Source organism: Microcystis sp. M_QC_C_20170808_M3Col, from assembly GCF_007095505.1.
Taxonomy (GTDB): Bacteria; Cyanobacteriota; Cyanobacteriia; order Cyanobacteriales; family Microcystaceae; genus Microcystis.
The window spans coordinates 1-8,719 of record NZ_SFBY01000017.1 but is presented as its reverse complement, the minus strand read 5'-3'; the positions used below and the strand labels follow the sequence as shown (position 1 = coordinate 8,719).

At 41.7% G+C, this 8,719-nt stretch carries 11 protein-coding genes and 1 pseudogene; 3 read left to right on the top strand and 9 right to left on the bottom strand.

The genetic code is table 11. The features are described 5' to 3' along the window. Positions 1-213 precede the first annotated feature (213 nt). Both EWV84_RS00770 and EWV84_RS00765 read right to left on the bottom strand, forming a co-directional pair. Positions 214-546 carry a nucleotidyltransferase family protein gene (locus EWV84_RS00770; protein ID WP_287075756.1) on the bottom strand — a complete coding sequence of 111 codons (333 nt, stop codon included), beginning with the start codon at positions 544-546 and terminating at the stop codon, positions 214-216. A gap of 72 nt (positions 547-618) precedes the next feature. Further along, a pseudogene (locus EWV84_RS00765) lies at positions 619-891 on the bottom strand (adenylosuccinate lyase); the annotation flags it as partial. A gap of 53 nt (positions 892-944) precedes the next feature. On the opposite strand from EWV84_RS00765, the gene EWV84_RS00760 reads away from it, so the two are divergent. Next, positions 945-1,145: a hypothetical protein gene (locus EWV84_RS00760; protein WP_287075760.1), complete on the top strand. Its 201-nt coding sequence runs from the start codon at positions 945-947 to the stop codon at positions 1,143-1,145. Here the strand turns inward: EWV84_RS00760 and EWV84_RS00755 are convergent. From EWV84_RS00755 to EWV84_RS00725, 7 genes are all read right to left on the bottom strand, one after another. Continuing rightward, positions 1,135-2,046: a hypothetical protein gene (locus EWV84_RS00755; RefSeq protein WP_287075754.1), complete on the bottom strand. Its 912-nt coding sequence runs from the start codon at positions 2,044-2,046 to the stop codon at positions 1,135-1,137. The genes EWV84_RS00760 and EWV84_RS00755 overlap by 11 nt on opposite strands. Further along, complete coding sequence (locus EWV84_RS00750) at positions 1,988-3,433, bottom strand: AAA family ATPase (protein ID WP_287075752.1); 1,446 nt, start codon at positions 3,431-3,433, stop codon at positions 1,988-1,990. Before EWV84_RS00750 ends, EWV84_RS00755 begins: the two co-directional genes overlap by 59 nt. 30 nt (positions 3,434-3,463) lie before the next feature. Next, entirely contained in the window at positions 3,464-3,598 is a 135-nt protein-coding gene (locus EWV84_RS00745; protein WP_256377759.1) for a hypothetical protein, read from the bottom strand. 49 nt (positions 3,599-3,647) lie between these two features. Beyond that, positions 3,648-4,943 carry an adenylosuccinate lyase gene (gene purB, locus EWV84_RS00740; protein WP_287075758.1) on the bottom strand — a complete coding sequence of 432 codons (1,296 nt, stop codon included), beginning with the start codon at positions 4,941-4,943 and terminating at the stop codon, positions 3,648-3,650. A 192-nt stretch (positions 4,944-5,135) separates the two neighbouring features. Then, the gene (locus EWV84_RS00735; protein WP_287075749.1) at positions 5,136-6,470 is read right to left on the bottom strand and encodes an FAD-binding oxidoreductase; all 1,335 of its coding nucleotides are present in this window, start codon (positions 6,468-6,470) and stop codon (positions 5,136-5,138) included. Positions 6,471-6,711: 241 nt separating this feature from the next. Then, on the bottom strand, positions 6,712-6,831 hold the full coding sequence (locus tag EWV84_RS00730; protein ID WP_044035004.1) for a photosystem II protein Y: 120 nt from the start codon (positions 6,829-6,831) through the stop codon (positions 6,712-6,714). 65 nt (positions 6,832-6,896) lie between these two features. Beyond that, entirely contained in the window at positions 6,897-7,448 is a 552-nt protein-coding gene (locus tag EWV84_RS00725; protein WP_286827181.1) for a gamma carbonic anhydrase family protein, read from the bottom strand. A 108-nt stretch (positions 7,449-7,556) separates the two neighbouring features. Between EWV84_RS00725 and EWV84_RS00720 the strand changes: the two genes are divergently transcribed. Both EWV84_RS00720 and EWV84_RS00715 read left to right on the top strand, forming a co-directional pair. Continuing rightward, positions 7,557-8,072, top strand: a complete 516-nt coding sequence (locus tag EWV84_RS00720; RefSeq protein ID WP_158202360.1) for a TIGR02652 family protein — start codon at positions 7,557-7,559, stop codon at positions 8,070-8,072. Between the two features lie 16 nt (positions 8,073-8,088). Next, entirely contained in the window at positions 8,089-8,547 is a 459-nt protein-coding gene (locus EWV84_RS00715; RefSeq protein ID WP_286827182.1) for a VOC family protein, read from the top strand. Positions 8,548-8,719: the final 172 nt, after the last annotated feature.

The following is an 8,719-nucleotide window of genomic DNA, read 5'->3' as shown; positions in this document are numbered from 1 at the left end:
GTTCAAGGGTTCAACTCAATCGAGCCATTCACTACCGCCCACTCAGGGGATTCAAACCAATTTCATTTTCACATAAAGCCGTCCTAAAAGGACGGGGCTTTAACCCAAAATTTTGGTAAGATGTCTGCCACGAATAAAGAAAAATGGCATAAGGTGCGTTCCCCCTCGTTGCAGCAGGGAACGCACCCGACAAAATCTGCGGATTGCAGCATATCAAGCAGGAATTGGGGATCGCGTTGCATAAATCACTTGAGCCGAAGAAAGGATTTGATTACGGCGTAGGTAGTTGCGACTGGTGGCAATGCCTTGGCGGGTAATCAGGTCAACATCTCGAGCGAAGATGGTTTTTAGCTCTGCTTCCATTTGGTCTAGGGTGCTGAATGTGGGGTGAGCTTCTGGATGAAATTCCACCATAACATCAATGTCGCTGTCGGGGCGGAAGTCTTCGCGCAGGACGGAGCCGAATAGAGCGAATTCGGTCACTTGCCAGCGATCGCAAAACTGGGCAATTTTTTCTATCGGTAGGTCCCTCGCAGTAATGGTCATGGCATTGTTACTCCCAAGGTTTCAAGTTGCCGATCTCAAAAACGTGGCCGATAGCTGATAACTGAAAGCTCTTTAAATATCTAACCTTTGGTAGATGCTATTAAGGTGATTTAGGTGCTGCTGGGGATCAAAGCAACTTTCGATCTCGTCGGGGGATAAAATAGCGGTAACTTGCTCATCTTGACTGATAAAAGCTTTAAAATTGCCGTTATCGGTGTTCCAAGCGCGATGGGCGTTTTCTTGGACGATTTTGTAGGCAGATTCCAGGCTAATTCCCTTACTCACTAAAGTTAAAAGAACTCTTTGACTGAAAATCACGCCACCGTAAACATTCATATTTCGCTCCCCTCTCCTAGAAAGGGAGAAAGGAGTAGAATGTCTGCCACGAATAAAGAAAAATGGTAGAAGGTGCGTTCCCCCTAATTGCAGCAGGGAAAGCACCCGAAAAAATCGGCGGCATCGGAGCGCTCCGATTCGGCAAAAGTAGTGGTCGCTTCGGTTCCTTAGTCAACCGCACCAAAACCTCAAGTTTGTCAAGTTTATTGCGGAGCCGTTTATATATAGATTTCTCTACACCACTTTTTTATACTAACTATTGATTAGACGACTTACCATCTCTACCATTCCATATATGTTTAAATTTTTAATCTCTTCCTGAATTTGATCGATTGAACTTTGAGAATCATCACTACAGTAAGCCAATTGAACTTTCTTTCCCTGCGGATCGGTTAATAGGGTGATCAAGTCTCGATCGCTCGACACCTGATAATCTATATAGATGCCTTGTCTATCTTTGGTGGGATTGAATTTACATAAATAATAGTTATCCTGTTTACGTTTGTCCGATGCTTGTTTAGCCAACAATTTTTCGATTAACAAACAATCGGATTCTTGATGTTGCTCGTCGTGAATATAATTTATTTTGCTTAAATCCGCTTTACTATAAGTCTTGGAAACATAAGGATAAAGCTCCGCTTTAAAATTATACTGGATAGGTAAAATAATAAATCCTTTCTCCGCTTCCTTGTTGATCGCCTTTTGAGGAATATTGGCATTATAGGGAGTTAATAGGATAGCTTGTAATTTATATTTGAGTTTCGTGGTGACATGAGCGGCAATTTCTTGTTTTAAAATATCTCTAAAAGTTGTAATTTGTTCGATACCTGTACTCGTGGAATTTTTATTAGTTCCCTTCATCTCGATAATAGTCAGCAAAAATAAACCATTTTGAATAAAAAGAGATAAATAATCAGGTCTTTTCTGGCTTTGCTCTCTAACGAGAGGATCGTCCCGGCGATCAATTTTAAATAGAATACAAACAGAATTTTCTTCTGATTTGGTAATCCGAAAGCTGACACCGCTTTCGGGTGGAGCGATCCGAGCGGGTACGGTACAGAAAATAAGCAGATTTTCTAAAAAGTTAAATTTTTGCCAATCGAGTTTATTCTTCTTCTGAGGAACATCCTTCTTCGGTTTTTTGGTTTTGTTGTCCTGCTTCATAAATTGCAAAAAACTTTTGTTGAATATCAACTGATACATCGCTGAGAGTATCCCAACGAATACCATATTCAGGGTCGTGTAAAGAAAGTAATTGATTATTTTTCATTTCATAGGCACTAACCTGTTCCATTTTAAGAAAAGCTCGGCTATCTTGCAGATAAAGCAATTTAGCTTGTTCGGCTAAAAGTTCTGGATTTTGGTGATTACCATTAACGATATTGTTAAGATGAGCCATCAAATAGGGGCTATGAGTCGTCAATAAAATTCTAACTCCTAAATTGACTAAAATCGCTAAAGATTCTAACAATTTTACCTGAGATTCTGGATGTAAGTTCATTTCAGGCTCATCGATCACCAGAAAATCCCCCGATTTTGCTCGATAGCGTAAATAGAGTAAAAGCGGGGCTAATTGTTTAATAGACGAGGAAGCATTATAAAGATCGATTTCTAAACTTCTTTTTACCGAAACTTTAATTTCTCTGCCTCCGAATTTCGTATTTTTAAAGATTGTTTTATTGTTATTTTGAATATACTTTTCAATTTGATCAGCTAATTTTTGAAAATCATTTTTGTTTTTGGCAATGGGATCGGGCTTATTTTCTAGTTCTATGTCAGTTAAAAAATCTAAAAAATCCTCTACTGGTTGAGGATAGCGAATATCTCCCTGTTCTTTCAGTAACTCTAACTGTCTATCTCGATTAATACGTCCTTGTATCAATAGATCTCTCTGATTCTCTTTAAGTAGCTTATATCTTCTATTGGCCAGCATTTTATAGGTATTTATAAAAGCGTTTCTTTCGGCGGGTAAAGGAAGTGCGTCGGAAAATGAAAATTTTACAACATTATCAACAAAATCACGAAAAAATATGTATTTATAATTATCAATTTTATCTTCTTTTTCTGGATAAAATAAAATCTCACTATTATTGTCGCTTCGCTCGATTTTCTTGATTCCAAGTGAAGCTAATGACCTGCAAGATTCAATTGTATCCGCTAAAACTTTTTCTATAGCTGTTTTAATATCATCTTCGGAAATTTCGATACTGAATTTCGTTTTTTCAAAAATTTTACCGCTAGAATCTTGGAAAAAAGATTGTAGTTTTATCCCGCTAAATTGAGATGCGGACTTTTGAACAATTTCGGATATAACATCATAAAAACGTCGGTCTATTTTTAAAGACCAATGATCGGCTTGATTTGTAAATTCTATTTTTTCTACAATTTCACGAGAAAAATAAAGGCTGTCAAGCTGATTAATCCATAACCCATAAATCGAGTAGGCGATATAAGTTTTATTAGAATTATTCGGGCCAATAATAACGGTTAGAGGCCGAAGATCCACTTCTGCCTCTTTAATACTACCTAAATTCCAGAGTTTGATTTTCATCGTAAAAACGAACACTCCGAATACAGACCCTTATTTTACCCGATTCGTACTCGCTTGCGCCGATTCTTTAGTTTTATCTTCAAACGCGACCATGATCGAGAAACGAACAGCGATCGCTTTCTGAGAAAAGATCGATCGCCAACCGACAATCCAAAACGCTGTCATTACCTTTCTAAAGCAACAAGCTAGTGGTTAGCTGATCACTGAAAGCTCCTTAAATATCTAACCTTTGGTAGATGCTATTCAGATGATTTAGGTGCTGCTGAGGATCAAAGCAACTTTCGATCTCGTCGGGGGATAAAATGCCAGTAACTTGCTCATCTTGACTGATAAAAGCTTTAAAATTGCCGTTATCGGTGTTCCAAGCGCGATGGGCGTTTTCTTGGACGATTTTATAGGCAGATTCCCGGCTAATTCCCTTACTCACCAAAGTTAAAAGAACTCTTTGACTGAAAATCACGCCACCGTAAACATTCATATTCCGCTTCATGTTTTCGGGATACACCAGCAGATTTTTGACTAAATCGGTGATTTCCTTCAGCATAAAGTGGGTCAAAATGCAAACATCCGGCAGCATTACCCGTTCTACGGAACTATGGGAAATATCTCTTTCGTGCCAGAGGGCGATATTTTCTAAGGCGGAAACGCTATGACTACGGATAATTCTCGCCATTCCCGTTAAGCGTTCTGAGCGGATGGGATTACGTTTATGGGGCATAGCTGAGGAGCCTTTTTGTCCTTTGGAAAAGTATTCCTCCACTTCTAGGACATCGGTTCTTTGCAGGTTGCGAATCTCCACGGCAAAACGTTCGATCGAAGCCGCTAATAAAGCTAATTGTTGCACATAATCGGCGTGTCGATCGCGGGATATCACTTGAGTGGAAGCGGTATCCGGTTCTAATCCTAACTTCTGACAGGTTAACGCCTCAATTTTCGGGTCAATATTGGCATAGGTTCCCACTGCACCGGATATTTTACCGATGGCGATGTCTTGGCGCAAGCGAATTAAACGATCGCGTCCCCGCAGCACTTCCGCTAACCATCCCGCTAGTTTAAAGCCAAAGGTGATCGGTTCGGCGTGAATGCCGTGGGAACGTCCTACCATGACTGTATAACGGTGTTCTTGGGCGCGATAGCGCAGGGCTTGAATAAAATCTTCTAATTGTTCTAAAATCAGGTTTAAACTGGCGACTAATTGTAAAGACAGGGCGGTATCTAGTACATCAGAACTGGTTAAACCCAAATGAATATAACGCCCCGGCTCGCCCACATATTCGTTAACATTTGTTAAAAAGGCGATGACATCGTGGCGTACTTCTGCCTCTATTTCTAAAATGCGATCGGGATCAAAATTAGCTTTTGCCTTAATTTCTGCCACTGCATCCCCGGGAATATAGCCTAATTCTGCCTGCGCTTCACAGACGGCTATCTCTACCTCTAGCCATGTTTGATATTTATATCTATCCGTCCACAAATTCCCCATCGCAGGGAGAGTATAACGCTCGATCACTATTAATTCTTCCAAGACAACCGTTTAATTGTATCGGATCGGGGCAAGTCTGGGAATAGGCAAGGGGCAGCGGGGAGCTTTGTTTTTTTGTTTTCCCCACTCCCTTTTTACCGGTTAGTGTTTTAGGTTCGATCCCCTCCGTTTTACGGCGGCGAGGATGTCAACTTGTTTAATCTAGCCTGAATCGAACTCCTACCCCCTTGCTTCAATCCATGCTCGCATTTTACCCGGATTGTTCAATCCGTAGGGATCGACGAGTTTTTTAAATTCTAGTTGCAGCGGATTAATCTGTCTGCTGCCGCCATCTTCCATGATATAAGTGTGAGGATTGGCAATAGCTGCCCCCTGTTGTTCATAGATAGCAATAATCTCATTTAATCGAGTTTCTGTGGTAAATTCTAGCAAGGGAAGACCGGCGGGAATAACTTTACCTTGAAATTTCAAAAATTCTAGGTGCATCATTATTTCCTCACCAAAATAATTATAGAGTTTCTCTACCGTGGCTAGATTAAAATAAAAAGCTTGTAGATAAGTTATTTTGGGGTTAAAACTACGCGCATGGAGAGTGGTATGATTCCAAGTAAATTCTAAGATACTGTTGCCTTTTTGAGTTTCTTCTGGCGTTTTATAGTAAGTAAGTTCACCATTATATTCTTTAATTAAAGACTCTAATGCAACTCGATCGCCCGCCGATACTATTAACAAAACTGCCGCTTTTCCTGTGTTTAAATAATCCTTAAGAGCAGTAAAATAAGCGGGAATTGGCCAAGAGTGAACACTAACCATTTTCTTGACAATGCCATCACTATCACTGAGAGCTTGACCGAATTTAGCGGCGGTGATAAAATCGGCAAAAGTAACGATAAATTCTGCCCAAGGATAACAGGGAGCGAGGGCTATTTCTAACTCGGTAATAATGCCATTTGTTCCGTAGGCATGATTGACTTTTTCTACCTCATCCCCCCGTAGTTCGATAATTTTTGGTTCCGCTTCTAGGGTGACTAATTGCAATGCTTGCAGATTGCCCCTATCCTTCAATTGTCCATAATTAATTGAACCCATGCCCACACTGCCACCCCCGATAAAACCGCCAATTGTCGCCGTCCGATAGGTAGAGGGAGCCATTCTTAATTCCCAACCGATTTCGCGAGCTTGTTTATCAAAAAATGCCATTTTTACCCCCGCTTCTACCCGGGCTGTACCCGGTTCGATCGAGATAATTTTTGTTAGTTTGGTTGTATCTAAAATTACTCCTCCCTGCAAGGGAACACATTGACCATAATTACCTGTACCCGCACCTCTAACTGTTAAAGGAATTTGGTATTTAACGCAGGTTTTAGCGATGTCGATAACTTCTTGGCTATTCTGGGGACGAATGACTAAATCAGCCCGTTTATCTCGCAGTTGTGCCTCTAAAATGGGACTAAAATGATAATAATCTAAGGAAAGTTTCGCCACTTGCCCCGGATCGGTGATAATTTCCAGATAGGAAAGTTCTTGAATGAGATTTTGACAGTTAGATTTCATGGTTAGGTAGGGTTTGCTGAAAAAGTGTATTGGTGGGGTTAGGATTCAGGATTCAGGATTCAGTCCCGATGAAAAGATTTTCACCACTAGAGATGAAATAGGTTTCCTTCCCTACACCCCACACCCCACACCTCACATCCTACACCCCACATCCTACACCCAAATCAGCGATCGCCGCTTGGGGAAAAATTAAAAACCGATCGCCTAGGCGGTCGGTTTTACTAAGAACTATAAACTTTTATTAACTTTGTTTGCTGAGAAACTGTTGAGCTTGTCTAATAGCGGCAGCGCCGATATTGAAGACAGCCCAGCCAGCAGCGATAAGCAAAGGGGTTAAAACGATTAACACTCTCCAGTCCATAGATTTCGTTCTCCTCGATCGGTGCTTAAAAGATTGTTACTTGATTCTCATTTTATATTTATACCCTAATCCGCCCGTTTTGGGAATCCAGTATCAGTAGCTTTTCCCCCATGAACGAGGGCAAGTTTAGCATAGCGCTCGGCGTGTTCGATCAACTCTTGAGCCTCCTGTGGCGACACTTCCCGGACGCGTTTAGCGGGAATGCCCACCACTAAAGATCGCGGTGGTATATCTTTTGTGACGATACTACCCGCCCCGACAATACTACCCGCCCCGACGCGCACACCATCGAGAATCACTGCCCCAATGCCGATTAAACAACCGCGTTCAATATGGGCTGCGTGAATTACCGCCCGATGCCCGATGGTGACATAATCTTCAAGGATAGTAATTTTGCCCGGATCTCCGTGTAGGATCGCCCCATCTTGGATATTAGTATAAGCCCCAATTTCGATGCGTTCCACGTCGGCGCGCAATACCGCCCCATACCAAACACTCACCCCCACAGCTAGGGAAATATCGCCCATTACCGTGGCATTAGGGGCAATAAAAGCCGCTTGACTGACATCGACAATCGGCCAGAAATTAGAAGTTGATCTTAAGTTATCTAAAGACATGAAAGGAACTGCACTAAAGTCGAAAGAGAATACCCGTCCAATTTGGTTGGGTATAATATGGATAGGATTATTGGTACAAAGATAGCAATTTTTAGTTTAGGTTCTTCCATGATTAATGCAAGTTTACAATACCCTGTTTTTGGCCCCGATATCCATTGTCCTCACTGTCGGCAGCTAATCCCCGCCCTCACTTTGACGGATACCTATTTGTGTCCGCGCCATGGGGCTTTTGAAGCCGATCCCAAAACGGGAGAGTTGGTTCACTTGCAGTCAGGACGGCATTGGCGACTCTGGAATGGTGAGTGGTATCGTCAACACACTCACCCGGATGGTATTCGTTTTGAGATTCACGAAGCACTCGATCGCCTCTATACTCAAGGATTTAAAGCGACTAAAGTAATTATTGCCAACCGTTATCGCGATTTAGTTAGTTCCTACTTAGAACGTAACACCGCTTGGCGGGGTAATGGACCGGGTGAAGCCGCTATTCCCCGTCTCTACGGTTTACCAGTAGAATTTAGCCCCGATGCTCCCGATGAACCCTGTTGGGATGTAATTAATTTTGATCTGGAAAAAGAACCGGGGGTTCCCAAACGTTATCCCTATTTTCGTCTTTTTGACTGATTACTGATCACTGAAAATGCACCATGCTTCTATCCGCACCGCTAATATCCATCGGGCGATCGCTTTTTACCAACTTCTCGGTTTTACCCTAGAGGAAAGATTCACCACGGGTTATACTTTGGCCTGTTGGCTAACGGGGTTAAACGGACGCATCGAATTAATCCAAATTCCTCAACCGAAACCCGCCCCCGATGCCTTTAGTGATCAGCATTATGTGGGTTATTATCACTTGTCTTTTGACCTAACAGAAAATGTCAGCAATTTACCAGAATGGTTAGAAAAATTAACAAATAACTTTCAGCAAGCTCATCAAGAGGATGCCGATTTATATCAACCTTTAAACATTCTTTTGCCACCCCAACAACAGATGATCGGCGATCATGTCTATGAAGTCACCTTTATTGCCGATACAGACGGGTTACCCCTGGAATTTATCCGTCGTTTAACGCCGAAATCAGCGACCAAGGTATTGTAAAGTTTCAATACAAATATAGTCAGATATAGTCAGGCATGGTAATATATAGACAGGAAACTATCAGACTAGGCAAAAAAAACAGGAATAAGTTATCGAACGGCTTGGAGGTGGTGGAAACAAGGGAATTTAACAGGCTATCAATTGCCTTCGGGTACAACTATCATAACGGATG

What these genes read in the sequence shown, in the direction of transcription:
- EWV84_RS00735 (WP_287075749.1), bottom strand. Translation starts at nt 6,470, where the DNA reads ATGAAATCTAACTGTCAAAATCTCATTCAAGAACTTTCCTATCTGGAA.
- EWV84_RS00730 (WP_044035004.1), bottom strand. Translation starts at nt 6,831, where the DNA reads ATGGACTGGAGAGTGTTAATCGTTTTAACCCCTTTGCTTATCGCTGCT.
- EWV84_RS00725 (WP_286827181.1), bottom strand. Translation starts at nt 7,448, where the DNA reads ATGTCTTTAGATAACTTAAGATCAACTTCTAATTTCTGGCCGATTGTC.
- EWV84_RS00755 (WP_287075754.1), bottom strand. Translation starts at nt 2,046, where the DNA reads ATGAAGCAGGACAACAAAACCAAAAAACCGAAGAAGGATGTTCCTCAG.
- EWV84_RS00760 (WP_287075760.1), top strand. Translation starts at nt 945, where the DNA reads ATGGTAGAAGGTGCGTTCCCCCTAATTGCAGCAGGGAAAGCACCCGAA.
- EWV84_RS00715 (WP_286827182.1), top strand. Translation starts at nt 8,089, where the DNA reads ATGCACCATGCTTCTATCCGCACCGCTAATATCCATCGGGCGATCGCT.
- EWV84_RS00750 (WP_287075752.1), bottom strand. Translation starts at nt 3,433, where the DNA reads ATGAAAATCAAACTCTGGAATTTAGGTAGTATTAAAGAGGCAGAAGTG.
- EWV84_RS00720 (WP_158202360.1), top strand. Translation starts at nt 7,557, where the DNA reads ATGATTAATGCAAGTTTACAATACCCTGTTTTTGGCCCCGATATCCAT.
- EWV84_RS00745 (WP_256377759.1), bottom strand. Translation starts at nt 3,598, where the DNA reads ATGACAGCGTTTTGGATTGTCGGTTGGCGATCGATCTTTTCTCAGAAA.
- EWV84_RS00770 (WP_287075756.1), bottom strand. Translation starts at nt 546, where the DNA reads ATGACCATTACTGCGAGGGACCTACCGATAGAAAAAATTGCCCAGTTT.